This window comes from Neorhizobium alkalisoli (assembly GCF_007829835.1).
Taxonomy (GTDB): Bacteria; Pseudomonadota; Alphaproteobacteria; order Rhizobiales; family Rhizobiaceae; genus Neorhizobium.
In genome coordinates this window covers 548538-574158 of the sequence record NZ_VIWP01000003.1, presented here as the reverse complement: position 1 = coordinate 574158, position 25621 = coordinate 548538, and the positions used below count along the sequence as shown (strand labels likewise).

Here is a 25621-nt window from a genome sequence, read left to right as displayed (position 1 = left end):
CCGGCGGCCTCGAAAAATCTTAGGGATAGACCTTTAGCGGGTGCATCTTCAGTGGTTCGGCGAGGATGCGCTTGTGGATCTCGACCAGGTCCTGGAGATAGGGCTGGGCGAAATGCGCATCGAGCGCCGCCTGGTCGCGCCAGGTTTCGCGGATGAAGAACGTGCCGGGGCTGGACGTGTCTTCGCTGACGACGAACTGGATGCAGCCGTCCTCCTTGCGGGTCGGCTCGACGATCGCAAGGGTCGCCTCGCGCAGCTCGTCTTCCTTTCCGGGCAGGGCGCGGAAGGCAAAAATCGCTTCGATCATGAAATCACTCCGGTCAAAATTCGATATTTTGTTGCCATGCCAACAAATCAGAAAGATGACGCGAGGGAACGGGGACGGAATGTCGCGGGGCACGCCAAACGATCTCCCCTTGTGGGCAGGGCTATCGCATATGAGCTCGAAGCGGGCTCGGCGAACTCCCCATGATCTCCCCCTTGTGGGGGAGATGTCACGATAGTGACAGAGGGGGCAGCAACGTCTCAATAATTTCAAGGCGAGATAAGAGTGTGGAGATACCCCCCTCTGCCCTGCCGGGCATCTCCCCCACATGGGGGGAGATCCGCTGACGGCACGCTCTTCATCCATATGCGATAGCCCTGCCCACAGGGGAAGATCGATTTGCCGCCAGCCCCCGGCTTCAATTCACCGAGCGCAGCAGCACCGCCGGTTTGCCGCCGGCGACGACGCGGTTGCGGCCGCGGGATTTGGCCTTGTAGAGCGCCGCATCTGCATCGGAAAACAGCGCTTCCGCCGTCGCGGCGCCTTCAGGCTCGAGGCCTGCCTCGCCGCTGTCATTATCCGCCGTGATGCCGGTTGCCGTCACGGCCACAATATTGGCCGGCCTTGCCGAATAGGTCGCAGTGCCGATGCTGACAGTGACGCGGCCGAAAGGCCCATTGTTCTCATGCGGGATCGCCAGTGCCTCGATGCCGGTGCGGATCGCCTCGGCCACGTCCTGCGCGCCGCTCGCATCCGTGCCGGAGAGCAGCACGGCCATTTCCTCGCCGCCATACCGGGCGGCGATGTCACCCGGGCGGCGCACGCATTGGCGGATGATGCCGGCGATCTGGCGCAGGCATTCGTCGCCGGCCGCATGGCCATAGGTGTCGTTATAGAGCTTGAACCGGTCGGCATCGATCATCAGCAGCGACAGGCAATGGCCGCCCTGGCAGGCGGAAAGCATCATCTCGTCGAAACGGATATTGAACAGCCGCCGATTGGAAAGCCGGGTCAGCTCGTCGCTATTGGCCAGAAGATCGAGCGCATCCTGTTCCAGCTTGTGGCGGGTGACATCTCGGGTGACGGCGACGACACGGCTGGCGCTGCCGCCATCCGGCGCGGGAAGCGCGCTGAGAGCGGTTTCCAGCCAGACTTCCGTGCCGTCGGGTTTCCGGTGCGGCGTCACGAATTTTTCGTGCCGGGAGCCGGCCAGCATCCGTTCTGCCGCCGCCTTGACGATGAGAAGCGTCTCGGGCGGCATGTTGGCGAACACGCTTTTGCCGATCAGCTGTTCTGGTGGCAGGCCGAGAATGTTGCGGCTGGAGGGAGAGACATATTCGCGGATGCCGTTTTCGTCGAAACGCGAAATCACGTCGCTGGAGGATTCCGCCAGCAGACGGAATTCCGCCTCGCGGGCTTCCAGCAGCCTGGCATTGGCCTCTTTGAGGCCTGTCTGGCGCCGCCAGTAAAGGAAGGCGAGGGCTGCAACGAGCAGAAGCACGCCGCCGTAAAACCAGCGGATTTTTGCCGTCGCCACCCATTTCAGAAACGTGTCGCGTTCGGATTCCGCGGCTAGTCCAACAATGCCGGTGCGCGTGCTCTGGTAAAAACCGCCAATCCGGTCGATGCCGTCATTGCGCGAGCGATAATGATGGGCGCCCGAGGGGTATTTTTTGAGATCATCGGTGAACAGGGCCTGGCTCGACATGTCGGTCCCGAGCACGTTTTCCGCCATCGGCCCGCGCGCCAGAACCATGCCGTCGCCGCGCACCAGCAGGAAGGAAGCCTGCGGGCCAAGCCCGAAATTGCGGAAGAAATTGATGAAGTGATTGACCGGAATGGTCGAGACCACGACGCCGCCGAATGAGCCGTCGGCAAACACGACGCGCTGGCTGATCGGTAGCACCCATTCATAAGAAAGCCGGCTCTTCACCGGCTTGCCGAGCACGGCGAGCGGGAAGGGGCTCGACTTGTGATACTGGAAATAATCCCGCTCGCTGTAATCGCTGCCGATTGCATGCGGGTCAGCGGATGTGGCGACCAGCTTTCCGTCCGGCCCGAGATAGGAGAGGGTGCGGATGGTCGGCGAGGCCTTCAGCTGCCGCATGATCAGCTCGTCGATCTTCTCCTGCAGGTCGGGGCTGCCCTGGTTGTCGCGGATCTCGACGATCAGGCTCGACAGCGGCAGGCGGCTCATTTCGATCAGGTCATCGGCATGCTGGGTCAGCGCCTCGGCGGTCTGTTCGAGGCTTTTCTCGACGCTTGCGACCTGGCCTTTCCAGTTGGAATATTCGCCCCATCCGAGCAGCGCCACGACGGACGAAAGCGCGCTGGCCGCCAGCACGGACGAAACGACGGATCGCAAAACCAGGGACCGCATCGGCCTCCTCCGGAAAACGGGAGGTCGGCAAGCATGGCATTAATATATTATGGAAAACTGAATAATGCCGAATGCAGAATATCACAGGTTGAGGTGATGGCTAAGGCCTCATCGTGCGCGGGAAAAGACATGAATATTTCATGTATCTCCGTGGCACATGACAAGTATCCACGGCTTGACCGGAAGAAATGCGGCTATAGTTTTCTCTAAAATAAAGCCCTGGATGAGGATGACATGGCCATCAACACAGCTCCCTATATCTATACCGCAGCCGGCGGCAGCCAGCTGGAAAGCCAACCGATCGACAGTCTTTATCTGAAGCTCGATATTCGGGATCTGGATGGTGATGCCTTCACCTTCGAGATGATCGGGCAATATGCCGAGCATTATAATTATGATGCCGATGGCCACTATACCGGCACGACGACGGAAACGACCGACAATTTCACCCTGGTCGGCAACGAGATCCGTTCCACCAAGGTTTTCGATTACGATGCGGATGGTTACAACACCCGTCAGTTCGTCACCATTCGTGCGGTGGATTCACTCGGCAACGAGCGAATTTCCAACCAGGTGATCGATATCCGTGATGTCGAGGAAACCTTCTACAACTATTCGACCTCGCTGACCGGCACGCTCGGCGACGACAATATCGTCGGCAACCGCAAGGCCGAGACGCTGTACGGCCTTGCCGGCAATGACCGGATCTACGGCGAAGCAGGCAATGACAAGCTTTACGGCGGTGATGGCAGCGACGAGCTGCATGGCGGCACCGGCAACGATCTTCTCTGGGGCGGCCACGGCTTCAGCGCGCTTTATGGCGACGAAGGCGCCGACCGTTTCGTGTTCAAGTCGGTCCTCGATTCCCAGCGCAGCATCCCCTCCGTCATCTTCGACTTCAGCCTGAAGGAAAAGGACAAGATCGATCTCTCCTTCATGGATGCGGATACAACGACGGCCGGCCGGCAGGATTTTCATTTCATCGGCAAGGCCGCCTATTCCGGCGAGGCGGGCGAATTGCGCTAGCAGAAACTCACGACCGGCCTTTATGTGGCGGCCGACGTCGATGGCGATCGGCAGACGGATTTCCTGCTGAAGCTCGACGGCGTCACCCAGGTGACGAAGGACTTTTTCCTGCTTTGAGGAAAACCATCGGGATCGAACTGAAAACGGCGGCGTCGGGCCGCCGTTTTATCATCAGGCCGCAGCCGGCAGAGGCGGGCGCAGAACGAGACGCGTCTTGCGCATCGCCTCGTAGATAAGACCGCAGATCATCAGCGTCAGGATCGCAAGCGGCAGAAAGGCGTGCGGCCCGAGCAGGTGCATTTCGTTCAGCCAATGCGCCAGCAGGACCATCACCGTCTGATGCAGCACATAGAGGGTCAGCACCGCCTTGTTGAAATAACTGACGGCGGGGTGCGCCCTCGTGCAGTAGCGCTTTGCATAACCAAGCACGGCAGCAATGGCGTACCAGCGGAACATGGCGATCACCACATTGCTATAGGCAAGATCGACAAAACCCCGATCCTCCGACGGCACCGTGAAATTCCTCACCAGCAACATCGCGCCGCAAGTCATGGCAAGGATCAACGCGGCGCTGCGATACCGAACGATCTCCTTCCAGAACCCTTCATGCCGCGCGAGCAAGGCGCCGGCAAGGAAGGTGGGGAAATAGAGCGCATGAGAATACCAGTCCGTTGCCAGGTTGAGCGTCGGCGGAAAGAAGGGGCGCAGCGTGACCCGGACGACAAGAAGAAACAGGACGGGAAGAATGAACAGGCGTGGGCCGGAAAGCTGCCTGCCAAGAAACTCGGCCATGCAGGTGACATGGCGACCATGTCGCGCAACGGCCAATGCCAGGATCACCGTGTAGCACCACAGATAGATCAGATACCAGAGATGCTCCGTGCCAAACAACGGCATCATCCGCCCATCCGGAAGCGGCAAGGGAGACAATGTCAGGTAGTGGCGGAAGACTTCCATCATGCCGATATTCAGGCCGTCGAGATCATTGAGGCGGACATAGATCTGCGGCGGGATGAGGATCAGCATGCCGACGATGAGCGGCAAAAGCAGCTGTTTCATGCGTGCCATTGTGAAACGGTCGATTGTGCCATTCTGGAGCGCAAGCGTCGCGGAAGCGCCTGAAACGAAGAACAGAAGCATCATTCGCCAAGGATGCGTCAGCACATAAAACACGTCGAACAGTGATTCCGCAGCGGGTGATTTGATCAGGAAATCACGTGTGCCGTATATCAGGCTGGCATGATATAAAATAAGCAGCGGAAACACCGCAACCCGAACAAAATCAAGGTCATGACGACGCTGCATCCCAGCCCCCACCGGATGTTAGACGTGTATTTACAAAGACTCATATTCCCTTAATGGTTGCAATCTATTCTGCATGGATTATCCAACCGTTACCAACTTGGGTTTTATTTTATCGATTCCGGAATATTAACGATTTTTATTTGGGTGGATCTTTGACTGTAGATTTTTCACTCAAGCATAGATCAGCATCTATTCGCTCAGCAGCGGGCGTCCAGCGCTGCTAAAATGCTGTTTGCAATCAAGGGGTGTAGCGGGGTGGGCGCTGAAAAACTCAGATCATCTCGCCGAGATGGTGACGCACCCATGCCAGCTCCTGCGAGGCGGTGCGCCCGAAATGCCGCTTGAAGTCGCGGCTGAACTGCGCCGGGCTGGCATAACCGACGATACCGGAAATCTCGGCGATCGTGCTTGTCTGCCGGGCGATCATCAGCCGCGCCTCATGCAGCCGCAGTGCCTTGATATATTGCATCGGGCTGCTGCCGGTCAGTTCCCGGAAATGGACGTGGAAAGAGGGGACGCTCATGCCGGCATCTCTTGCCAGATCGGCAACGGCGATTTCCGAGCCGAAATTTTCCCGCAGATAGGTCAGGCTCTGCATCACCCGCCCGCTCGTGCCCTGCTGCCTGAGCGCGGCACGCATCGCGTCACCCTGCGGGCCGATCAGCACGCGATAATGCAGTTCGCGCAAAAGGCCCGCGCCCAGCACGGCGGTCTCGACCGGGCTCGACAAGGCCGTCAAAAGCCGCATCAGCGCATCCTCGATCTCGGCTGACATCCGGCTCGAGACGAGGCTTTTCGGCTTCTCGGCGGGCTGCCTTGCCTGAAACGCGCCCTGCGCCTCGACCTCGATGGCGATCTCGGCGGCCATGGCCATGTCGAACTCGACATAGACGGCGATCAGCGGTCTTTGCGGGCTCGCGGTCGATTGCATCCGGAACGGCACGGGCAGGGAGACGGCGAGATAATGGTCCTCGTCGTAGCGATAGACGTCGCCTTCGAGAAAACCCTGCTTGCTTCCCTGCAGCACGAAAACGGCGCCCGGTCGGTAAAGGACCGGAATGTCGCGCAGCACAGCCTCGGTGCGCAGGATACGCACGCTGCCAAGCCCGGTCGGATTGTAACCGCGTCTGGGGCCGAGGGTCGAGGCAAGTCCGACCAGCTCTTCCCGTCGAGAGGATAGGGATGGCGACATGATAGGATTTGGCAACATTTTCAGACGATCCGCAATCGAATGCCATGTGTTTCAATAATATCTGTCAAGTCCGCCATCAATCAAGGAGTTGCGGATCATGTCGAACAAAACCTTCTTCATCACCGGTGCGAATTCCGGTTTCGGCCTTGCCATCGCGACAGTCGCCATAGCCGCAGGCCATCAGGTGATCGGCACCGTGCGTTCCGAAGCATCGCGCGCGGCCCTTCTGGAAAAGCTTCCCGAAATCCGCACGGTTCTTTGCGACGTCACCGAATTCGACCGCATCGGCGATGTCGTGGCCGAGGCGGAGGAGAGCTATGGGCCGGTGGATGTGCTGATCAACAATGCCGGTTACGGCCATGAGGGCGTGCTGGAGGAATCACCGATCGAGGAGATGCGGCGCCAGTTCGACGTCAACGTGTTTGGCGCCGTTGCGGTCGCCAAGGCTTTTCTGCCGCGGTTCCGGCAGAGGCGGCGCGGTTTTATCGTCAACGTCACCTCGATGGGTGGGATGATCACCATGCCGGGGATCGCCTATTACTGCGGCAGCAAGTTTGCTTTGCAGGGGATTTCCGAGGTGATGCGGGCCGAAATGGCACCCTTTGGCGTGCATGTGACGGCCCTTTGCCCCGGTTCCTTCCGCACCGACTGGGCCGGCCGCTCGATGGTGCGCACGGAACGCTCGATCGCCGACTATGATCCGCTTTTCGACCCGATCCGTCAGGCGCGGCAGGAAAAGAGCGGCCGCCAGCTCGGCGATCCGGAAAAGCTGGCGGCGGCGGTTCTCGACCTGGTCGAACAGCAAAATCCGCCGCCGCAGCTTCTACTCGGCAGCGACGCGCTGAAATTCGTGTCGGAACGGGTCGAGCGGCTGCAGGCGGAGATCGAGGCGTGGAAATTGGTAACCGTCTCGACCGACGGCTGAGATTTCAGGCCGCTGCCGTTTCCTTATGGGCCGAACGCCGGGCCCGGAGCGCTGCCGAAATGAAGACCCGCGACAGGCCGTGGTAAAGCGGCTCGCGCGAGAGGATGCGCGAGGTGACATATCCGATCATGGAGACAGCCATGATCGGGATCACGGCCTGATGGTCACCGGTCATTTCCAGAATAATCACGAAGGCCGTCATCGGCGCCTGCACGACGCCCGAAAAATAACCGGCCATGCCGAGAATGGCGGCGAGCGCGATGCTGGTGCCGAACAGCGAACCCATCGTGCTGCCGAAGCCTGCGCCGACGGCCAGCGAAGGCGCAAAAATGCCGCCGGGAATGCCGGACAGCATGGAGAGGAAACTCGCCAGCAGCTTTTCGACGAAGAAAAAGGCCGGCAGCGCCTGCCCCTCGACCGCGCCGCGCGCCTGTTCGTATCCGGTTCCAAAAGTCGCGCCATGGGACGCAATGCCGATCAGCGCCACGGCCAATCCGCATATGCCGGCCAGCGCCACCATGCGGTAAAGCGGCTGCGGCTGCGCCCAGGCGCGGACACGCCGGCCGAAATGCAGCGCAAACCCGCTGAAACCGGCGCCTAGCGCGCCGCCGCCAATACCGCAGGCAAGGACCAGACCCCAGTCGCGCCAAGCGGTCGGAGCGACCGAAGCCTCGCCGAAATAATTATAGCTGCCGGCAAGCCCGAGCGCTGCAAGGCCAGACAGGATGACGCCGGTGAGCACGATGCCATTGGCGCGCGACTCGTAGGTGCGGCTCATTTCCTCGATCGCAAAGACGATGCCGGCCAGCGGCGTGTTGAAGGCCGCGGCAATGCCGGCGGCGGACCCGGCAAGGATCAACCCGCGCGCCTGCGCCATGCCGCCGAACCGGGCGACCGACAGCATGATCGACGCCCCGACCTGCACCGTCGGCCCCTCACGACCGATCGAGGCGCCGGAGAAAAGCCCCAGCACGGTGAGCAGGATCTTTCCGAAGGCGATTTTTAGCGACAGCAGCTTGACCCGATCCTTCTCGTCGCGCAGATGCCGTGCCGCGATCGCCTGCGGAATGCCGCTGCCTTGCGAATTGGGAAACAGTTTGGCCGCAAGGAAGGCCGAAAGCATGAAGCCGGCAGGGGCAAGCAGAAGCGGCAGCAGAAATCCCCATTGGCCGGAGGATGTCAGGGCACCGAACGCCTTCTGCGCCATATCCGCCAGTTCGGCAAAGCCGACGCTGATCACTCCGATTGCCAGCGCCCCGAGCCAGAAAACCAGCCGTGGTTTCCACAGCGCCGCGGATCCGAAGATCACTTTCGATCGGCGCAGCAGTTTCGATTTGCGATAGAAGCTTGGCATTGCGGTCTCGGCGCAGGCAGATGGTTTTTGCTCTTTTAGCCGCGATGAGATGGGGGCGAAACCCCTAAGGGAAGTGCAGAGGCTGGTAAAGGCTCGCCTTGTCCTCTCTATCCGCACAGGTCACCGCCAGCCGAAAATGTTCCCGCCCTGGAACCCTCAATACGGCGCCGCCGTTAAGCGCGCGCATCGATGCATGATGAAAGCCTAATATACTCACTTGTGCATCGCAATAAATGAGGGTTCGCTGAAAAGCCGACTCAACCTATCATGACAATTGCAAGACAGCCGGCGTTGCCGGGTATTGCGTTAAGCCACGCCGGGGATGGGATCATCAACGGAGACAAGGCTCATGACCAGAGATGCGGAATTCATTCTGGCTGGTGTGATCGTTGCGTATGCGTCCTTATTGCATGTCGGCCCGGCCACGGCCCACGAAGCCATGTCCGGCTTCAAATATGACGGTTTCTGCTGTAACGGCGACAACCATACCGGTGACTGCCAGATGATCTCGACGAAAAACGTCAAGGTCGTCAAAGGCGGTTACGAGATCATCATCGGGCCGGGCGATCATCGGCTGATCACCCGCCAGCATGATTTCACGCTGCCGCAAAGCCAGGCGCGCCGCAGCCTCGATTCCGAATATCACCTCTGCCTCTATCCCAACGAGGATACGCTGCGCTGTTTTTATGCGCCCGACATGAGCTATTGAGGCCAAGCCCGCGATATTTCTGATCTTTAGTCGCGAAAGGTCGGCATCTTGCCGCGCATGAATTCGCGGAAGGCGCGGATCTTTTTTGAATGGCGCCGCGCCTCCGGATAGGCGAGCCAATAGTCGCTGCCATCCGTTGCCCGCAGATCGAAGGGCTGGATCAGGCGGCCGAGCGCCACGTCATCGGCATAAAATTCCGGTTTCAGGATCGCGACACCCTGGCCGGCCATGGCGGCTGCGGCCTCGAAGGACTGGGCGCCATAACGGCTGAACGGCCGGCCCGAAAGATCCGGATCGGCAATGCCCGCCGCTTCGAACCAGAGCGGCCACCAGATATCGCCGGGATCGATGATCCGCAGTTTTAAAAGATCCGCCGGCTCGTTGACGCCGCCGATCGTCTCGGCCAGCGCCGGGCTCAGCATCGGCGTAAAATCGCTCTTCATCAGAAAATGCGACTTCAATCCCGGCCACTCACCGCTGCCGCTGCGGATCGCCACGTCGGCCTCGGCACGGGTGAAATCCACCATTTCCTGCGAGGTTTCGAGCCTGACGGCAATGCCCGGGTTTTCCATCTGGAACGTGCCGAGATGGTGGGCGAGCCAGCGCGAGGCAAAGGTTGCGGTCGTGTGGATGACGAGCATGCCTTCCGCCTCTTCCTTCAGGCTCGACAGGGCTTCTCCCATGATCGCAAAGGCTTCCGTCATCTTTGGTGCCAGCCGCGCGCCGGCATCGGTCAGCGTCACCTGGCGCGGACGGCGCAGGAAGAGCGGCTCGCCGATCTGATCCTCCAGAAGCTTGATCTGGTAGCTGACCGCCGTCTGGGTCAGGCCCAGTTCCTCGCCGGCCTTGGTGAAACTCAGTTGCCGGGCGGCGGATTCAAAGACGCGCAGCGCATTGAGAGGGATCTGCCGCGACAGTTTCATGGATCAGTTCTCTTTATGCATGGATCCGGTAATTCGATTGGATAACCGGTGCTTCGAAGCGCAAATTACCTCCACGGAATTCAAAAGAAAACAGCTTAAATCCAGGGAGAAACGCGATGTTCTCGATCGCCGATCATCTTTCACCGCGGCTTTTGCCATATTTTTCGCTCTTCGAAATTTTTCGCCCCCGCCGGGGCATGCATCAAAACAACCTCGATCTGCGGGCCATGCCGGAAGGTCTTCAGCGGGATCTCGGCATTTTTGACGGCCGCGGCCGGCGCGGCGAGCCCGACTGGGGCGAGAAGGATTTTCGGCAGTCTGGCGAGGTGAGGGGATATGGCCATAGCAGCGAGGAGCAGCTCTCTATCGCCAAGCTCGGTTCGTCGCTGCGCGGGTTTTGACCAGACGGTTGGAGAGGTGTCGCAGAGAGTGCGGCTTGCCGATCTCCCCGCTTGTGGCGGAGATGCCCGGCAGGGCAGAGGGGTATCCCCACGCTCCTATCTCACCTTGAATTCGCTGAGCTGTTGCGTACCCCCTCTGTCACTTCGTGACATCTCCCCCCTTGTGAGGGAGATCGTCAGGCCGGCCGGCCTGTATCCCTTTCCCCCGCCAGCGCCGCCATTATCCACGTCACAAAAGCCTTGATCTTCGGCGTGTTGCGGCGGGCAGGTTGATAGCAGAGCCAGTAAGTCTTGCCGTCGCCGCAGCCGATGTCGAAAGGCTGGATGAGACGGCCCTGTTCCAGTTCGGCCCGAAACAGGAAGGGGCTCAGCATGGCGACGCCATGGCCGCCGATCGCTGCATTGGCCTGAAGCTCGAGTGCGCCAAACGTGTCGAGATTGTTATGGCGTATGCCGTGCTGGTCGAGCCCGATCGTCTCGAACCAGTCGTGCCAGCCTTTATGCATATCCGAAATCCACGGCAGTTTCAGAAGATCCGCCGGTTCATGGATGCCGCCGACCGTCGCTGCAAGCTGCGGATTGAGCATGGGCGAATAGGTGAGCGTCAGGATCGGATGACAGGTCAGCCCCGGCAGCGGTTCTGCGCCGATATGGATGAGGATGCCGGTCGGTGCCCGTTCCTCGTCGCTGCGCTCCATATGGCGGATCAGCTTCAGCGAAATCTCCGGATGGGTATTCTGGAAACTGCCGAAATGGCGCGACAGCCAGTGCGAGGCAAAGGTCGGCGGCGAATGGATTTCCAGCATCTGGCCATGGGTCTCTCCCGCAGTGCCGACGGCTTCGACGAGAAGCGAAAACGCTTCCGCCACTTTCGGCAGCATGGTGCGACCGGTTTCGGTGAGCTGCAGATCGCGCGGTTTGCGGATGAACAGCGTTTTGCCGATATGATCTTCGAGAAGCTTGACCTGATAGCTGACCGCCGTCTGGGTCATGCCCAGCTCTTGCGCCGCCCGGGTGAAATTTTCAAGACGCGCCACCGCCTCGAACACCCTCAAAGCATTCAGCGGAAAACGGCGCGACAGTTTCATCGGCGGCTCTTGATCAAATTTTTTAGCGATAAGTTCTCTTTATCGCTGGCCACTGTAATTGAATTGGAATTTTCGGGCAATCCGGCGCAATTCTCATCCCATCAGACCAATTGAAACCGATCGATGTGGAGCGACCATGCTTTCCGCACAGGGCAGACCTTTGCCTTCTCCAGACCATGCCTTGCCCGTAGCCATCCTGTCGCCGGCCATGCCGGTGCGGCCGCCGGATTTTCACTGGCAGGCGCCTTTTCGCTCCCTGATGCGGTGGCTCGCGAAACTTGCCGGTGGTCGCCCGCGCTGCCCGGATCTGCCCGAGGACCTGCGTCGGGATGCGGGCCTGACCGAGGCAATTTCCGACAGCCGGGCGGAGAATTTCTGGCGAGGGCAGCAGACTTCAGCCGACCGGGATTTTCGCCCGTGATGGATGGTGGTTTTTCCCGGCATAAACGGTCAGAAGTTCCGCCGCCACCATGGCGGCGATGACTTCCGGACGCTTGTCCTTCACCGCACTGCCGCCGACCGGCAGGATGAGGCGTGACAGCATGGTTTCGGCATCTCCGGTCTCCTGTTGCGCGGTTTCATTGACCGCTTGACGCCGCAGCCAGCTGGAAAAGGTCGCGCGTTTCGTCGCCGAACCGATCATGCCGATATAGGCGAGATCGTCGCGGGCGAGCGCTTCCGCGGCGATCAGGAAATCCAGCGCATGGTCATGGGTCAGGATGATCGCGGCACCGCCGGCCGGGATGTTTTCGACAAAGGCTTCCGGCATGACAGACAGATGCCGTGCGACGCCAGCCGGCAGCTCTTCCAGGGCTTCCGCGCGGGTCTCGATGACGCTGACGGCAAAGGGCAGGGGCAGAAGCGCTTTTGTCAGCGCGAGACCCACATGTCCGGAACCGAACAGAAAAACGGCGGGGCGCTCATCGGCTTCGTCCGACAATCGCTTTTCGAGCGAGGCAGCCAGGTTTTCGTCGATCGTCGCAAAGGAAAGCTTGGTCCGGCCGCCACAACACTGGCCGATTTCCGGCCCGAGCGGGATGTCCATCACCGCCTCACCACGGCCCGAAAGAAGTGCGCGGGCGTTGTCGATCGCCATATATTCGAACTGCCCGCCGCCGATCGTGCCCCAGATCGCATGCTCGGAAACCAGCATGAACGTGCCGGCCTCGCGCGGGGTCGAGCCCTTTGCCTCCGTGAGTTCGATCAGCACGGAGCGGGGATGAGTTGAGAGGAAGGCGGGGAGCGGTCGTTCAGCCATGCGGATGGTCCCACGATTGCCGAGGCGGAGAATAAGGTGGGAGCTTGCCGCTTGCCGATCTCCCCCCTTGTGGGGGAGATGCCCGGCAGGGCAGAGGGGGGTATCCTGCTCGCTGGCCATCAATCGTGAAATATGCCGGGCCGGTGTTCCCCCCCTCTGTCACTTTCGTGACATCTCCCCCACAAGGGGGGAGATCCTCGGGCGCCTGCCACGCCGCTTCAACCCCATAGGCAATAGAACGGCCTTCAAGGCGAGCGCTCATCGGCAGACTGCTTCGTCGGCTCGGCTCCCGATCTGGTTGAAGAAATCGCATCTGGCATTCTTCTTTTCGCATAAGCAAAGATTGCACACCAAATCTTCCATTCTTCAAGACCCGTGTCGCTTTCGGTCCTTTCGATCTGCAACCGATCCTGTATGGAGGCCTCTCGACATCTTGCTGCATCAGGCTCCCATGAAATCCCGCGATCTTGCCATCTACATTTTTCTCTCGCTCGCCTGGGGCCTGTCCTTCCTCGTCGTGCTGCACCTGGTGCTCGCCTTCGGCTGGGTCGGCGCCGTCGCTTTTCGAGCGCTGACGGCGGCGGTCACCCTGTTCGCGCTGGCCGCAATCGGCCGGCGTAGGCTTGATTTTTCGGCCGGATGGAAGCCGTTTGCCGTCGTCGGCGCTACCACGGTTGCCGGCCAGCTGCTTGGGCTTTCCTATGCGACGCCGCTGATCGGCACGGCGATGGCGGCGATCATCGTCATTTCCATTCCGCTTTTTTCGATGCTGATCAGCCATGTCTGGGGGCTGGAGCGGATCGGGCTCAACGGGCTGATCGGGCTGCTGCTCGGTGGGGTCGGCATGGTGCTTCTGGTCGGTTTTCCGGCGGTTCCGGTGACACCGTCCTTCATTCTCGGCTGCGTCGCCATGCTGGCCGCCTGTTTTTCGGCGGCCTTCGGCAGCAATTATGCCAGCCACAAATTGGCTGCGACCGGTTCCTGGGAAATCTCGGCCGGTGCCTTTCTCGCCGGCGGCATCATGTGCCTGCCGTTTCTTTTCGCGGTGCCGGTGCCGGACCTGCCGGGTTTTGCCGACATCATCTATCTGGCGATCGCCGGCTGCGTCATGAGCGCCATGACCTATGTTCTCTATTTCCGCCTCGTCGCTTCGATCGGCGCCACCAAGGCGGTCAGCGTCGAATTCGTGGTGACGATCGTCGCCGTCATCGTCGGGGCGATCGTTTTGCACGAGCCGCTGTCGGTCCTGCAGGGATTTGGGGCGCTGATTATCGTCACCGGCTGCGCGCTGGTGCTCGGGCTGTTTCCCTGGCAGCGCAACAAGGTGGCGGAGGTGCCGTTGCCGCATGTCGACGGGACGCCGTAAAGGGGCGTCAGCCGTCGAAGGCCGGCCTGTAGACCAGCGTGCCGGCAGGGGGCGGGCCGTCGAAGACGATCCGCTGGATATAGGTCCGGTCGAGACCACCATAGGACAGCTGGCCATCGCTCTCGAAGCCGGAGCTGCGATAGACGGCAGGATTGCCGATCAGGGCGCAGCCCTTTGCGCCTTCCGTCTTCAGCCGGTGCAGGCCTTCCCGGATCAGGGCCCGGCCGATGCCCTGCCTTTGCAGGTCCTCTCGGACGGAAATCGGGCCGAGACCGAACCAGCCCTCATCGAGATAAGAGCTACCCTGCGGGCCGTTGATGCTGACGGGTGAAAAGGCGATATGGCCGACGATCTGTCCATCCTGCTCGGCGACGAGCGACAGGGTCAGATCACCGGCGGCACGAAGCTCGCGGATGATTTTTCCCTCCGTGCCCGAACTGTAGGCCATGGGCCGGAAAGCGGCCTGCGTCAGGTCGTGGATCGCGTCTTCGTCTCTGGGCTGCTCCGGGCGGATCAGTACGGTCATGACATGTTCTTCAACCGCTCCACCGCCATCAGCACCCGTTCCGGCGTTGCCGGTGCGTCGAGCCTCGGGCAGACGGAATAATCGGCAATGCTGGCAACGGCCATGGAGATCGCTTCCAGAACCGAGAAGGCCAGCATGAAGGGCGGCTCACCGACCGCCTTGGAACGGCCGATCGTCGGCTCGGCGTTTTCCGACCACTCGGCAAGTTTGACGTTAAAGATCTTCGGACGGTCGGAGGCCAGCGGGATCTTGTAGGTCGAGGGCGCGTGGGTGCGGAGCCTGCCCTTGGCATCCCACCACAGCTCTTCCGTTGTCAGCCAGCCCATGCCCTGAACGAAAGCGCCTTCCACCTGGCCGATATCGATGATCGGGTTCAGCGATTTGCCGACATCATGGAGAATATCGGTGCGATCGACCAGATATTCGCCGGTCAGCGTATCGATCGAAACTTCCGAGACCGAGGCGCCATAGGCGAAATAATAAAAGGGGTGGCCGCGGCCCGCCTTGCGGTCCCAATGGATCTTTGGCGTTTTGTAGAAACCGGCGGCCGACAGCTGCACGCGGTCGTAGTAGGCAGCCCTGACAAAGGTATCGAAGGGCACGATTTCCGAGCCGATCCGAAGACGGTTCGGCAGGAACTCGACCTCGCTTTTGTCCACCTTCCATTGGCGGCAGGCGAAATCCACGAGCCTTTCCTTGATCTGCCGGCAGGCGTCATAAGCGGCCATCCCGTTCAGGTCGGAGCCGGAGGAGGCGGCGGTAGCAGACGTGTTCGGCACCTTGCCCGTCGTCGTCGCGGTGATTTTCACCCGGTCGATATCCACCTGAAACGCCTCGGCCACGACCTGCGCCACCTTGGTGTAAAGGCCCTGGCCCATCTCGGTGCCGCCATGGTTCAGGTGGATCGAGCCGTCATTGTAGACATGCACCAGCGCACCCGCCTGGTTGTAGGCGGTCATCGTGAAGGAGATGCCGAATTTTACCGGTGTCAGCGCAATGCCCTTGCGGATGACCGGGCTGTTTTCGTTGAAGTCGAGGATAGCCTGCCGCCGCGCCTGATAGTCCGAAGACGCTTCCAGCTCCTCGACAACGCGGGCAATCACATTGTCCTCGACCTCCTGATGATAGGGCGTCGTGGTGCGGCCGGAGCCGGGCTGGCCGTAAAAATTCAGTTTTCGGATTTCCAGCGGATCCTTGCCGACGGCATAGGCGATGTCCTCGATGATCCGTTCTGCGCCGAGCATGCCCTGTGGGCCGCCAAAGCCGCGAAAGGCGGTGTTGGAGACGGTGTGGGTTTTGAGCGGCTCGGATTTCAGTTTTACATGCGGGTAGAAATAGCTCGAGTCCGCATGGAATAGAGCGCGGTCGGTGACCGGGCCGGACAGGTCGGCGGAATACCCGCAGCGGGCGGCATAAACGGCATCGAGCGCGTGGATGCGGCCTTCCTCGTCGAAGGCGACATCGTAATCGACACGGAAATCGTGGCGTTTGCCGGTGATCGACATATCCTCGTCGCGGTCCGGGCGGAATTTGACGGCGCGTTTCAGCTTCTTGGCGGCCACCGCCGCAAGGGCTGCAAACTGGTTGCCTTGTGTTTCCTTGCCGCCGAAACCTCCGCCCATGCGCCGTGTCTTGACCTCGACCGCATGGCTTGCGGTGCCCAGAACATGTGCCACCATATGCTGCACCTCGCTCGGGTGCTGGGTCGAGGACCAGACGGTGACGTCGTCATCCTCGCCAGGAATGGCGAGCGCGATATGGCTTTCGAGATAAAAATGCTCCTGGCCACCGATCTTCATCGAAGCCTGGATGCGCAGAGGCGGCTTTTCGATTTCGGTTTCCGGCTCGCCGCGCAAAAGCGTCATCGGTTCACAGACGAGCTTGGCGCCGTTTTCGCGGGCACTGTCGACATCGGTGAAATGCGGCAGGTCGCGATATTCGATCTTTGCCAGTTTTGCGGCGCGGCGCGCCTGATCGCGGGTTTCGGCGATCACGGCGAAGATCAGCTGGCCGTGGAACTGCACAAGATCGGTCGCCAGCAGCGGTTCGTCATGCTGGCCAGTGGCGGCGACGTCATTTTCGCCGGGAATGTCTGCGGCGGTGATCACCCAGACGACGCCGGGCGCGGCCTTGACCGCCTCCAGATCGACCGAGAGGATTTCCGCATGCGCCCGGTCGGCGAGACCGAGGCCGCCATGCAGTGTGCCGATCGGTTCGGGAATATCGTCGATATATTCGGCACTTCCGGTCACATGTTTATGCGCTGAATCATGTTTCAGCGACACATGCATCGGGCCGTTGATGACGGGTTTGGTCTCGAAGGTGGATTTGTCCATCAAAAGGTGCCTCCGAGATTATAGTAGCCCCTCATCCGGCTGCCGCCACCTTCTCCCCGTTCTGACGGGGAGAAGGGATGTGCGGCGCGCTCACCGTTTCCCCTCGCCCCGCGTGCGGGGAGGGGGTGCGCCGAGCGAAGTGGGTCCGAAGGACGGGTGAGGGGCAGCTTTGGGCGAAACATTTCTTCCATCCTCAAGCCTCCTCCAACTCGAACCGGCGCAATTCCGTCGGTGCGCCGGCTGTCTCCAGGAAGAAGCGCGTCAGCAAGTTCTTGGCAGTCAGGCTGCGATATTCGGCGGTCGCGCGCCAATCGGTGAGCGGCTGAAAGTCCTCGTCGAACAGGTCGCGCACCGCCGCAATCACGCCCCAGCTCCAGGGCTGGCCGGTCAAGGCCGCCTCGACATGGGTTGCCCGTTTCGGGGTCGCCGCCATGCCGCCGAAGGCGATGCGGATGGTTTCCACGTGTCCTTCACCGTCGAGCATCAGGTAAAAGGCGCCACACAGGGCCGAAATATCCTCGTCGCGGCGTTTGGAGATCTTGTAGACGGAGAAATGGCTGTCTTCGGTTGGATGCGGCACAAAGATCTTTTCGACGAATTCGCCCGGCAGGCGGTCCTGTTTTCCATAGGCGATGAAATAGTGTTCGAGCGGCATGACGCGGCGGCCCGAATGGGAGCGTAGGGTGAGCTGCGTGCCGAGCGCGATCAGCGGCGGGGGGCTGTCGCCGATCGGCGAACCATTGGCGATATTGCCGCCGATCGTGCCCATATTGCGCACCTGCTGGCCGCCGATCCGGTCGATCAACTGGCCAAGCGCTGGGATGGTCGCTTCGAGAAACCCTTGCGCCTCGGCATAACTGACACCAGCGCCGATCGTGATGCCATCAGGTTCGATCGAGATGGATTGCAGTTCGGAGAGGTGATTGATGAAGACGACCGGGTCGAGCCGGCGCATCTGTTTCGTCACCCACAGGCCGACATCGGTGGCACCGGCAACGATGGTCGCCTTTGGTTCGGCGGCCAGGATTTCGGCCAGATCTTCCAGCGAGGCCGGCACGATGGAGCGATCCCCGTCCTTTTCGACGATAACCGTGTCCGCTTCGGAGCGGATCGACCAGAGCTTTGCCATGATCTCGGTGCGGTCGCGCTCGATCGGGTCGAAGAGGGCGCTCGGCCGCTCTCGTGCAACCTGTTCGGCGGCTTTCAGGATCGGCTCATAACCCGTGCAACGACAGAGATTGCCTTGCAATGTGATCTCGATGTCCTGCCGCGACGGTTCGCTGTTGGACAGCCAGAGACCATAAAGCGACATGACGAAGCCGGGGGTACAGAAGCCGCATTGCGAGCCGTGGCAATCGACCATGGCCTGCTGCACCGGATGCAGCTTTCCGTCTTCGGCGGCCAGATGTTCGATGGTGACGATATGGGTTCCGTGCAGCGAGCCCATCAGCCGGATGCACGCATTGACGCTTTCGTATCGCAGGCCGGTTTCGCTCAGCCGGCCGACCAGCACGGTGCAGGCGCCGCAATCGCCTTCGGCACAGCCTTCCTTGGTTCCCGTCAGCCGTCGCTTCAGACGCAGGTAATCGAGAAGTGTCTCGGTCGGCGCAAAACCGCCGAGGGTGACGTCTTCCCCGTTGAGGATGAAGCGAATGGCTGAGTTCATCTGTCTCCTTCGTCCGCCGTTGCCGGCTTTGCATTGGAATCACCCGATTGCCGCGAATGGCTTGTTGCGGGTTGCATATCGTAACCTCATTCCTGTGCTTGTCACAGGAATGAGGGAAAAGGCTACTGCGCCGTCCAGCCGCCGTCGACCGAGATATGCGTGCCGGTAATGCTCCTTGCCGCATCGCTGGCGAGATAGATCGCCGTTGCCGCCACTTCCTCGATCGCAACGAATTCCTTGGTCGCCTGCAGCCGCAGCATCACTTCGGACTTGACCTCGGCCTCGGAAATGCCGCGCTCGCGGGCGGTGTCGGGGATCTGTCTTTCGACCAGCGGCGTCAGCACATAACCGGGGCAGATGGCGTTGACGGTGATATTGTCCTCGGCCAGTTCCAGCGCCGCCGTCTTGGTCAGGCCCATAATGCCGTGCTTGGCCGCCACATAGGCGGATTTGAACGGCGAGGCGACGAGGCCGTGGGCAGAAGCGATGTTGATGATGCGGCCCTTGCCCGCTTTTTTCATCAGAGGGATCGTGTGGCGCATCGTGTGGAAAGCAGACGAAAGAAGAATGGCGATCAGCTGGTCCCATTTTTCCGGCGGAAAATCCTCGATTCGTGCCACATGCTGGATGCCGGCATTGTTGACGAGAACATCCACCGTACCGAATTTTTCCGCTGCCGTTGCGATCAGGTCGGCGATCTCGTCCGGTTTCGTCATGTCGGCGGGATGGTAGAGCACCGTGCCGGAGCCGAGCCCGTCAAGTTCGCGCCGCGTCTGTTCGATCGCATCGGCCGGACCAAAACCGTTGATAATGACATTGGCGCCTTCGGCGGCAAAGGCATGCGCGACACCAAGCCCGATGCCGCTGGTGGAGCCGGTGACGACGACGGTTCTTGGCATATGGACCTCCCTGACCACGGCGTCCTGTCTGCGCCGCTTGTGATGGAGGTTATGCCCAAACCGGGGAGGGTTGCAATCGTTGGGCACCGGTTGAGACAGCATTATCGGGCGAACGGCGTTAGCGACGGTGTGGTGCCGAGAAATCTGGATTTGGAGGGTGCTGAGGGCTCCCGATAATCTCCCCCTTTGTGGGGGAGATGTCAGCGAAAGCTGACAGAGGGGGGGGAGCGCCGCCTCGACAAATTCAACGATGAAAGATCGCGCGTGGGATACCCCCTCTGCCCTGCCGGGCATCTCCCCCACAAGGGGGGGAGATTGGTATGCCGCGCGCTCTGATGCCAAAACTATGGTACCCGGAAGTATGGAGGTTTCACGCCTCCGTCTTCACGCCGGCTTGCCGGACGCAATTGCGGCCGGAGCGTTTGGCCTCGTAGAGCGCCTTGTCCGAAATCGCCAGCATCTCCTGCAGGCTTTCGCCGGATCTTGCCTCGTAGACGCCGAAGCTGGCGGTGAGGCGGCCCTGGCGCAGGGGAGGCACGAGTGTGCTTTCGAGGATGGTCCGCAGCCTTTCGGCCATGATCGCCGCTTCCGCCTGCCGGGTTTTCGGCAGGATGATGCAGAATTCCTCGCCGCCGATGCGGGCGGCCAGATCGTAGGCGCGCAGGGCGCCGCTCACCAGCTGACCGGTGGCAACAATGACGGCGTCGCCGGTGTCATGGCCGTAGCGGTCGTTGATCGACTTGAAATGGTCGAGGTCGAAGGTGATGACCGACAGCGGCTCGACCTGACGTTCGGCGCGCGCGCGCTCCTGGGACACGCGTTCGTTGAGCCAGCGGCGGTTTCCGAGCCCGGTCAGCGGGTCGGTCATCGCCTGGCGGCGCAGCTTTTGCATCAGATTTTCGACCTCGGCCACCATGGCGGTGACGGCATTGGCCAGCAGGCCGATCTCGTCCTGGCGTTTCAGCTGCATGCGTACCGGTTTTCCTTCGGCACGGTACATGCGGATGGCCGTGGTGAGGCCCCGCAACGGGCGCAGCAGGACCCAGAGGCTGGACAGGCAGGCGATGGTGCCGAGCAATGTCGCGGCAAGCATCAAAAGGAGAAGCGTCACCGGCTCTGCATCGAAACCGGCGGCAAGCGATGTAATCACGGCAATAAGAGGGACGTGAATGGAAACAAAGCAGATGACAAAGATTTGCGCAGTGAGGGACCGGCTTATGGCCCACGAGTTCACCCGAACAGTCGGAATCATTCCGAACTCCTTGCTTGACTAATTAAGGCGTCCCGAAGCTAGGCGGGTGGCGCAAAGGAGATCTTAACGAATTCATTCAAATGCGAACATCCCGGCAAAGATCCCGGTCATTGTGGATAAGTCCTGCCGGCCACGAAATGGTCGCGCGCCTTTGCATCGTCACTTCCGGTTTGACGCTGCGTGGCGCATCTGCTCAAACCGTTTTTAACGCGCAAATGGTGAGGGAGGACAGCATGGCGGGTTACATCCTGGCGATCGACCAGGGAACGACCTCGACGCGGGCGATCGTGTTTGATGGAAACATGCAGGTGGCCGGCAGCGGCCAGAAGGAATTTCCACAGATTTTTCCGCGCTCTGGCTGGGTGGAGCATGATCCGGAGCAAATCTGGGACAGTGTTCTGTGGACCGTCCGCAAGGCGCTGAAGGAAGCGGGGCTTGAAGCTTCGCAGATTGCCGCGATCGGCATTACCAACCAGCGCGAGACGGCTGTCGTCTGGGAGCGCGACAGCGGCAAGCCGATCCACAATGCCATCGTCTGGCAGGACCGCCGCACCGCATCCTTCTGCGAAAAGCTGAAGGCCCGAGGGCTGGAAAAGCAGTTTTCCAAAAAGACCGGTCTTCTGCTCGATCCGTATTTTTCCGGCACGAAACTGTCCTGGCTGCTTTCCAACGTCAAAGGCGCAAAAAAGCGGGCTGCGAAGGGCGAACTCTGCTTCGGAACGATCGACACGTTTCTGATCTGGCGGCTGACGGGTGGCAAAAGTTTCGTCACCGATGCGACCAATGCATCCCGCACGCTGATCTACAATATTTCGAAAAACCGCTGGGACGAGGATCTTCTCGACATACTCGATATTCCGGCGGTCATGCTGCCGGAAGTGAAGGACTGCGCCGATGATTTCGGCATTTGCGACGAGGCACATTTCGGCGCCGCGATCCCTATCCTCGGCGTGGCTGGCGACCAGCAGGCGGCGACGATCGGCCAGGCCTGTTTCGAACCGGGCATGATCAAGTCGACCTATGGCACCGGCTGCTTTGCGGTGCTGAATATCGGCAAGGATATCGTGCGGTCGAAAAACCGGCTGCTGACGACGATCGCTTACCGGCTGGATGGCGAGACGACCTATGCGCTGGAAGGTTCGATCTTCATTGCCGGTGCCGCGGTGCAATGGCTGCGTGACGGCATCAAGGTGATCGACAAGGCGTCCAAGAGCGGTGACCTTGCCGGACAGGCCGATCCGAACCAGGACGTCTATCTGGTGCCGGCCTTCACCGGCATGGGCGCGCCGCATTGGGATGCCGAGGCCCGCGGTGCGATTTTTGGCCTGACACGGGCGACAGGCCCGGCGGAATTTGCCCGCGCGGCGCTGGAAGCCGTCTGCTACCAGACGCGCGACCTGCTCGAGGCGATGCACCGTGACTGGAAAAATGCCGGCGAAGGAACGGTGCTGCGCGTCGATGGCGGCATGGTCGTGTCAGACTGGACGATGCAGCGGCTCTCCGATCTGCTCGACGCCCCGGTCGACCGGCCGACCATTCTGGAGACGACGGCGCTGGGTGCTGCCTGGCTTGCAGGGTCGAAGGCCGGTGTCTGGCCGGATCGGAAGACGTTTGCCAAGAGCTGGGCGCGCGAGCGGCGTTTTGAACCGGCAATGGAAGAGAAGACGCGGCGGGTGAAGATCAAGGGCTGGAAGGATGCGGTGCGGCGGACCCTGACCAAGGGGTGAGCCGGTCGATATGGGCAGTGAGCGTGCCGCCAGCGGATCTCCCCCCTTGTGGGGGAGATGCCCGGCAGGGCAGAGGGGGGTGTTTTCGCGCAGAACCTTAACTGTTGATTTGCTGATGCCTTGCCCCCCCTCTGTCACTTCGTGACATCTCCCCCTCAAGGGGGCGATCATTCGGAGCCCGCAGCCACGCCGAAATTGAACAAAGTTTGCGCACTGTATGGTTGCCGATATTTGAAGGCTTTCGCCGCTCTTCCTGCGTGTAAATTGTCCCGTCCCGCGTATCTGTTCCACAAAAATCCACTTAAAAACGCGTGACGTCATTTTCACACCAGCATGTGTGCTCTATGCTCGCGCCGATTTTCCATGAGGGTGAATGATGTTTCGTCTGGTGCGCGTCCTTTATTTTCTTGCTCTGTCGGCTGCCGGTTTTGCGGCGACGGGGACGGGCGCTCAGGCAGGATATGCGCATTTCATCTATGATGTGACGAGCGGCAAGATTCTCGCATCGGAGAGTGCCGACACACTCAATCATCCGGCATCGCTGACCAAGATGATGACGCTTTACATGACCTTCGAGGCGATCCGGGCAGGGCGTCTCAGCTGGGAACAGCAGATCGTCATGACCCCCAATGCCGCCTCGAAAATCCCCTCGAAACTTGGCGTCAAGGCCGGCCTGCCGATCACCGTGCGCGAGGCCGTTTACGGCATGGCAATCCGTTCCGCCAATGATGCTGCCGCGACGATGGGCGATTATCTCGGCGGCACGGAAGAGCATTTCGCCGAGCTGATGACGGCAAAGGCACGCTCGCTCGGCATGAACAGCACCGTCTTCCGCAACGCATCCGGCCTGCCGGACGATGCGCAGGTGACGACGGCGCGCGACATGGCTGTCCTGGCGCTGGCGCTGATCCGCGACTTTCCGAACGAATACCAGATCTTCTCGATGCGCAATTTCGAGTTTCGTGGCCGTCGCGTGCGTGGCCACAACAACCTGATGTACCGTTATCCGGGTATGGATGGGGTCAAGACCGGTTTCGTCAACGCATCGGGCTACAACATTGCCAGCGCCGTCGTGGTCAATGGCAAGCGTTATATCGGCGTCGTGATGGGCGGCAAGAGCGCCCGCAAGCGCGACGACCAGATGGCGGCACTGCTCGACCAGTATACGCAGCCGAATGGCGGCGCGGGCGCCAATGCGCTGGTCGCTTCCGCCAACAAGGTGGTTCCGGTGCCGACGCCGAGCGCCGTGGTCGAGACGGAAAAGCGGGCAGGTGAAGGGCCGAAGACGCTTTCCTATGCCGCACCGCGCAAGGAAATCACCATCGCCACGGCTTCCGGTGGTGCGACGCCGCGCGGCGCCATCGCCAATCTTTATGCCATGCCGCAGCCGAAGCCTGCGGCGCCGAGTGCGTGGAGTGTGCAGATTGCCGCTGCCGGCAGCGCCAAACAGGCGTCCGACATGCTGGAAAAGGCGCTGCCGATGCTGTCTGCCGATTTCGGCAAGGTTGCGCCGAGCGTCGAGGGTTACAAGAATGGCGGACGCGAATATTTTCGCGCCCGGTTCGTCGGCTTTGCCAGCGAGGAAGCTGCCAATTCGGCCTGCGCGACCCTGCAGCAGAAATCGCTCGCCTGCAACGTCGTGCGCTGAAGCCGCACGACGCCGTCCTTCAAAAGAGATCAGTTCAGGACGTAATTCACTGGCTGCGGCAGGGGCGGCAGGTTCGTTTCGCCGAGTGATTCCCGCATGTCACGTTCGATGACGGCAGCAAGCGCGCCGATCGCTAGATCGTTCGGTCCGGTGCCGAACGGTTCTTCCAGCTCGTCGCCAAGCGCATCGAGGCCGAAGAACGTATAGGCGATCAGCGCTGCCACCAGCGGCGTGCCCCAGCCGAGCAGATCCGAAAAGCCGAAAGGCAGCAGGAAACAGAAGAGATGCGCTGTGCGATGGACAAGCAGCGTGTAGGCGAAGGGAAGCGGGGTGAAACGCAGTCTTTCGCAATTGGCGATCGCAATGCCCATGGTCTGGACCGAATTGTCCAGCGCCTGCCACTGGATATCCGTCAGGCGATCCCTGGCGCGCAGTTCGGCGAGTTTTTGGGCAATCCTGCGCAACAGCAGGTCGGGCGGATTATTGGCCGTGTCGAGCGAGCGGCGCAGGTCTTCCGGCAGAAAAGTCAGCTTCGCCTCCGACCTGTCGGCCGGGCGCAGATAGGTGACCAGCACATGCGGCAGGGCGATGATCAGCTCGCTCAATTGCCGGCGCGCGGCCTTTCCTTCCTCGCCATGCATGGCCGGCAGGATTTCTGCCTGGCGGCCGAAACCGCGGGCGGCATAGATGATCTGGCCCCAGTTCTTTCGCGCCTCCCACCAGCGGTCGTAACAGGCACTGTTGCGGAAACCGAGAAAGATCGAGATGGCGATGCCGAGCAGCGCGAAAGGCGCGCCGAGCGAACCGGGGACGATGGCAGGAATATCGTGATGGGCCCAGACGACAAGGGCCGACACACAGAGGACAAAAAGGATCTGGGGCAGGATGCGCGGAATGATTGACCCCTGCATCACGAAGAAGAGACGCAGGAGCGACGGGCGGGGACGGACTATCATGACGGGCTCGGGAGAGATGGGGTGTTTTGACGGACGGGGATTCGCCCACCTCTTGCTAACGCAGGAAACGTGCCGATTCTGAGCCCCATTCTGAAAGACGCCCCGCGGCATTTTGAAGCGAGGGGCGGATTGGACGCTTCAAAGGCTTTTGCGGCTAGGGCTGGATGCGTCTCGCGCTTCGATCAGCTCATCGCCGGCAGCCGGTTCGGCATCGGGCGTGCGATCCAGAATGCTAAGAGCTGCATCGACATTCCCCGCCGCTGCCCGCTTCTTCAGGCCAAGGATGGCACGCCGATGGCCGATGCCATCTGCGATGAAAGCCGAGAGCAGCTGGTTCAGCGACACGTTGTCTTCTGCCGCTGCCTGTTTCGCCTCTTCCATGACATGGTCCGCTATTCTGAGAGGGTAGGTGCTCATTC

General features: G+C 60.9%; 23 protein-coding genes. 8 read left to right on the top strand and 15 right to left on the bottom strand.

Annotated elements, in window-relative coordinates; translation table 11 throughout:
• Window positions 1-19: 19 nt before the first annotated feature.
• Window positions 20-307 carry a putative quinol monooxygenase gene (locus FHW37_RS13585; RefSeq protein WP_145637338.1) on the bottom strand — a complete coding sequence of 96 codons (288 nt, stop codon included), beginning with the start codon at window positions 305-307 and terminating at the stop codon, window positions 20-22.
• Window positions 308-683: 376 nt separating this feature from the next.
• On the bottom strand, window positions 684-2645 hold the full coding sequence (locus FHW37_RS13580; protein ID WP_145637335.1) for a diguanylate cyclase domain-containing protein: 1962 nt from the start codon (window positions 2643-2645) through the stop codon (window positions 684-686).
• 234 nt (window positions 2646-2879) lie between these two features.
• On the opposite strand from FHW37_RS13580, the gene FHW37_RS13575 reads away from it, so the two are divergent.
• Window positions 2880-3671, top strand: a complete 792-nt coding sequence (locus FHW37_RS13575) for a calcium-binding protein (RefSeq protein WP_145637332.1) — start codon at window positions 2880-2882, stop codon at window positions 3669-3671.
• Between the two features lie 171 nt (window positions 3672-3842).
• Here the strand turns inward: FHW37_RS13575 and FHW37_RS13570 are convergent, their stop codons facing one another.
• Window positions 3843-4976, bottom strand: coding sequence for an acyltransferase family protein (locus tag FHW37_RS13570; RefSeq protein ID WP_145637329.1), 1134 nt, complete (start codon window positions 4974-4976; stop codon window positions 3843-3845).
• A gap of 271 nt (window positions 4977-5247) precedes the next feature.
• Window positions 5248-6186: an AraC family transcriptional regulator gene (locus FHW37_RS13565; RefSeq protein ID WP_145637326.1), complete on the bottom strand. Its 939-nt coding sequence runs from the start codon at window positions 6184-6186 to the stop codon at window positions 5248-5250.
• Window positions 6187-6265: 79 nt separating this feature from the next.
• Here FHW37_RS13565 and FHW37_RS13560 point away from each other — a divergent pair, with 79 nt between their 5' ends.
• Window positions 6266-7093, top strand: coding sequence for an oxidoreductase (locus FHW37_RS13560; protein ID WP_145637323.1), 828 nt, complete (start codon window positions 6266-6268; stop codon window positions 7091-7093).
• 4 nt (window positions 7094-7097) lie between these two features.
• Here FHW37_RS13560 and FHW37_RS13555 read toward each other — a convergent pair whose 3' ends face one another.
• On the bottom strand, window positions 7098-8447 hold the full coding sequence (locus FHW37_RS13555; protein WP_145637320.1) for a chloride channel protein: 1350 nt from the start codon (window positions 8445-8447) through the stop codon (window positions 7098-7100).
• Window positions 8448-8796: 349 nt separating this feature from the next.
• Here FHW37_RS13555 and FHW37_RS13550 point away from each other — a divergent pair, with 349 nt between their 5' ends.
• Window positions 8797-9156, top strand: a complete 360-nt coding sequence (locus tag FHW37_RS13550; protein WP_145637317.1) for a hypothetical protein — start codon at window positions 8797-8799, stop codon at window positions 9154-9156.
• 26 nt (window positions 9157-9182) lie between these two features.
• Here the strand turns inward: FHW37_RS13550 and FHW37_RS13545 are convergent, their stop codons facing one another.
• The gene (locus FHW37_RS13545; protein ID WP_145637314.1) at window positions 9183-10079 is read right to left on the bottom strand and encodes a LysR substrate-binding domain-containing protein; all 897 of its coding nucleotides are present in this window, start codon (window positions 10077-10079) and stop codon (window positions 9183-9185) included.
• Window positions 10080-10195: 116 nt separating this feature from the next.
• On the opposite strand from FHW37_RS13545, the gene FHW37_RS13540 reads away from it, so the two are divergent.
• Window positions 10196-10480 (top strand): hypothetical protein, encoded by a 285-nt coding sequence (locus tag FHW37_RS13540; RefSeq protein WP_145637311.1) that lies wholly within the window; start codon window positions 10196-10198, stop codon window positions 10478-10480.
• 176 nt (window positions 10481-10656) lie between these two features.
• Here FHW37_RS13540 and FHW37_RS13535 read toward each other — a convergent pair whose 3' ends face one another.
• A complete protein-coding gene (locus tag FHW37_RS13535; protein ID WP_145637308.1) occupies window positions 10657-11568 on the bottom strand; it encodes a LysR substrate-binding domain-containing protein in 912 nt (303 codons plus the stop codon).
• 181 nt (window positions 11569-11749) lie between these two features.
• Here FHW37_RS13535 and FHW37_RS13530 point away from each other — a divergent pair, with 181 nt between their 5' ends.
• On the top strand, window positions 11750-11989 hold the full coding sequence (locus FHW37_RS13530; protein WP_145637305.1) for a hypothetical protein: 240 nt from the start codon (window positions 11750-11752) through the stop codon (window positions 11987-11989).
• Here FHW37_RS13530 and xdhC read toward each other — a convergent pair.
• On the bottom strand, window positions 11963-12826 hold the full coding sequence (xdhC, locus tag FHW37_RS13525) for a xanthine dehydrogenase accessory protein XdhC (protein ID WP_145637302.1): 864 nt from the start codon (window positions 12824-12826) through the stop codon (window positions 11963-11965). The two genes, FHW37_RS13530 and xdhC, sit on opposite strands and share 27 nt — an antisense overlap.
• A gap of 451 nt (window positions 12827-13277) precedes the next feature.
• On the opposite strand from xdhC, the gene FHW37_RS13520 reads away from it, so the two are divergent.
• Window positions 13278-14192 (top strand): DMT family transporter, encoded by a 915-nt coding sequence (locus FHW37_RS13520; RefSeq protein WP_145637299.1) that lies wholly within the window; start codon window positions 13278-13280, stop codon window positions 14190-14192.
• A gap of 7 nt (window positions 14193-14199) precedes the next feature.
• On the opposite strand, the gene FHW37_RS13515 is transcribed toward FHW37_RS13520, so the two are convergent.
• The 5 genes from FHW37_RS13515 to FHW37_RS13495 form a co-directional block, all read right to left on the bottom strand.
• Window positions 14200-14718, bottom strand: a complete 519-nt coding sequence (locus FHW37_RS13515) for a GNAT family N-acetyltransferase (protein WP_145637297.1) — start codon at window positions 14716-14718, stop codon at window positions 14200-14202.
• Window positions 14715-17054 carry a xanthine dehydrogenase molybdopterin binding subunit gene (gene xdhB, locus FHW37_RS13510; RefSeq protein WP_145637294.1) on the bottom strand — a complete coding sequence of 780 codons (2340 nt, stop codon included), beginning with the start codon at window positions 17052-17054 and terminating at the stop codon, window positions 14715-14717. The genes FHW37_RS13515 and xdhB overlap by 4 nt, the downstream gene beginning before the upstream one ends.
• 193 nt (window positions 17055-17247) lie before the next feature.
• Window positions 17248-18720 carry a xanthine dehydrogenase small subunit gene (gene xdhA / locus FHW37_RS13505; protein WP_145637291.1) on the bottom strand — a complete coding sequence of 491 codons (1473 nt, stop codon included), beginning with the start codon at window positions 18718-18720 and terminating at the stop codon, window positions 17248-17250.
• Window positions 18721-18842: 122 nt separating this feature from the next.
• The gene (locus FHW37_RS13500; RefSeq protein ID WP_145637288.1) at window positions 18843-19619 is read right to left on the bottom strand and encodes a 3-hydroxybutyrate dehydrogenase; all 777 of its coding nucleotides are present in this window, start codon (window positions 19617-19619) and stop codon (window positions 18843-18845) included.
• Between the two features lie 370 nt (window positions 19620-19989).
• A complete protein-coding gene (locus FHW37_RS13495; protein WP_145637285.1) occupies window positions 19990-20871 on the bottom strand; it encodes a GGDEF domain-containing protein in 882 nt (293 codons plus the stop codon).
• Window positions 20872-21104: 233 nt separating this feature from the next.
• Between FHW37_RS13495 and glpK the strand changes: the two genes are divergently transcribed.
• A complete protein-coding gene (gene glpK, locus FHW37_RS13490) occupies window positions 21105-22598 on the top strand; it encodes a glycerol kinase GlpK (RefSeq protein ID WP_145637282.1) in 1494 nt (497 codons plus the stop codon).
• Window positions 22599-22971: 373 nt separating this feature from the next.
• Window positions 22972-24246: a D-alanyl-D-alanine carboxypeptidase gene (locus FHW37_RS13485; RefSeq protein WP_246690763.1), complete on the top strand. Its 1275-nt coding sequence runs from the start codon at window positions 22972-22974 to the stop codon at window positions 24244-24246.
• A 29-nt stretch (window positions 24247-24275) separates the two neighbouring features.
• Here the strand turns inward: FHW37_RS13485 and FHW37_RS13480 are convergent, their stop codons facing one another.
• Complete coding sequence (locus tag FHW37_RS13480; protein ID WP_145637279.1) at window positions 24276-25202, bottom strand: bestrophin family protein; 927 nt, start codon at window positions 25200-25202, stop codon at window positions 24276-24278.
• A 138-nt stretch (window positions 25203-25340) separates the two neighbouring features.
• On the bottom strand, window positions 25341-25619 hold the full coding sequence (locus FHW37_RS13475) for a hypothetical protein (protein ID WP_145637276.1): 279 nt from the start codon (window positions 25617-25619) through the stop codon (window positions 25341-25343).
• Between the last annotated feature and the right edge of the window lie 2 nt (window positions 25620-25621).

Excerpts from the sequence above, each read along its gene's own strand:
- FHW37_RS13580 (WP_145637335.1), bottom strand. The coding sequence starts at position 2,645 with ATGCGGTCCCTGGTTTTGCGATCCGTCGTTTCGTCCGTGCTGGCGGCC.
- FHW37_RS13485 (WP_246690763.1), top strand. The coding sequence starts at position 22,972 with ATGATGTTTCGTCTGGTGCGCGTCCTTTATTTTCTTGCTCTGTCGGCT.
- FHW37_RS13515 (WP_145637297.1), bottom strand. The coding sequence starts at position 14,718 with ATGACCGTACTGATCCGCCCGGAGCAGCCCAGAGACGAAGACGCGATC.
- FHW37_RS13480 (WP_145637279.1), bottom strand. The coding sequence starts at position 25,202 with ATGATAGTCCGTCCCCGCCCGTCGCTCCTGCGTCTCTTCTTCGTGATG.
- FHW37_RS13520 (WP_145637299.1), top strand. The coding sequence starts at position 13,278 with ATGAAATCCCGCGATCTTGCCATCTACATTTTTCTCTCGCTCGCCTGG.
- xdhC (WP_145637302.1), bottom strand. The coding sequence starts at position 12,826 with ATGGCTGAACGACCGCTCCCCGCCTTCCTCTCAACTCATCCCCGCTCC.
- FHW37_RS13585 (WP_145637338.1), bottom strand. The coding sequence starts at position 307 with ATGATCGAAGCGATTTTTGCCTTCCGCGCCCTGCCCGGAAAGGAAGAC.
- FHW37_RS13545 (WP_145637314.1), bottom strand. The coding sequence starts at position 10,079 with ATGAAACTGTCGCGGCAGATCCCTCTCAATGCGCTGCGCGTCTTTGAA.
- FHW37_RS13575 (WP_145637332.1), top strand. The coding sequence starts at position 2,880 with ATGGCCATCAACACAGCTCCCTATATCTATACCGCAGCCGGCGGCAGC.
- FHW37_RS13500 (WP_145637288.1), bottom strand. The coding sequence starts at position 19,619 with ATGCCAAGAACCGTCGTCGTCACCGGCTCCACCAGCGGCATCGGGCTT.
- FHW37_RS13570 (WP_145637329.1), bottom strand. The coding sequence starts at position 4,976 with ATGCAGCGTCGTCATGACCTTGATTTTGTTCGGGTTGCGGTGTTTCCG.
- xdhA (WP_145637291.1), bottom strand. The coding sequence starts at position 18,720 with ATGAACTCAGCCATTCGCTTCATCCTCAACGGGGAAGACGTCACCCTC.
- FHW37_RS13540 (WP_145637311.1), top strand. The coding sequence starts at position 10,196 with ATGTTCTCGATCGCCGATCATCTTTCACCGCGGCTTTTGCCATATTTT.
- FHW37_RS13475 (WP_145637276.1), bottom strand. The coding sequence starts at position 25,619 with ATGAGCACCTACCCTCTCAGAATAGCGGACCATGTCATGGAAGAGGCG.
- FHW37_RS13535 (WP_145637308.1), bottom strand. The coding sequence starts at position 11,568 with ATGAAACTGTCGCGCCGTTTTCCGCTGAATGCTTTGAGGGTGTTCGAG.
- FHW37_RS13495 (WP_145637285.1), bottom strand. The coding sequence starts at position 20,871 with ATGATTCCGACTGTTCGGGTGAACTCGTGGGCCATAAGCCGGTCCCTC.
- FHW37_RS13565 (WP_145637326.1), bottom strand. The coding sequence starts at position 6,186 with ATGTTGCCAAATCCTATCATGTCGCCATCCCTATCCTCTCGACGGGAA.
- FHW37_RS13560 (WP_145637323.1), top strand. The coding sequence starts at position 6,266 with ATGTCGAACAAAACCTTCTTCATCACCGGTGCGAATTCCGGTTTCGGC.
- glpK (WP_145637282.1), top strand. The coding sequence starts at position 21,105 with ATGGCGGGTTACATCCTGGCGATCGACCAGGGAACGACCTCGACGCGG.
- FHW37_RS13555 (WP_145637320.1), bottom strand. The coding sequence starts at position 8,447 with ATGCCAAGCTTCTATCGCAAATCGAAACTGCTGCGCCGATCGAAAGTG.
- FHW37_RS13550 (WP_145637317.1), top strand. The coding sequence starts at position 8,797 with ATGACCAGAGATGCGGAATTCATTCTGGCTGGTGTGATCGTTGCGTAT.
- xdhB (WP_145637294.1), bottom strand. The coding sequence starts at position 17,054 with ATGGACAAATCCACCTTCGAGACCAAACCCGTCATCAACGGCCCGATG.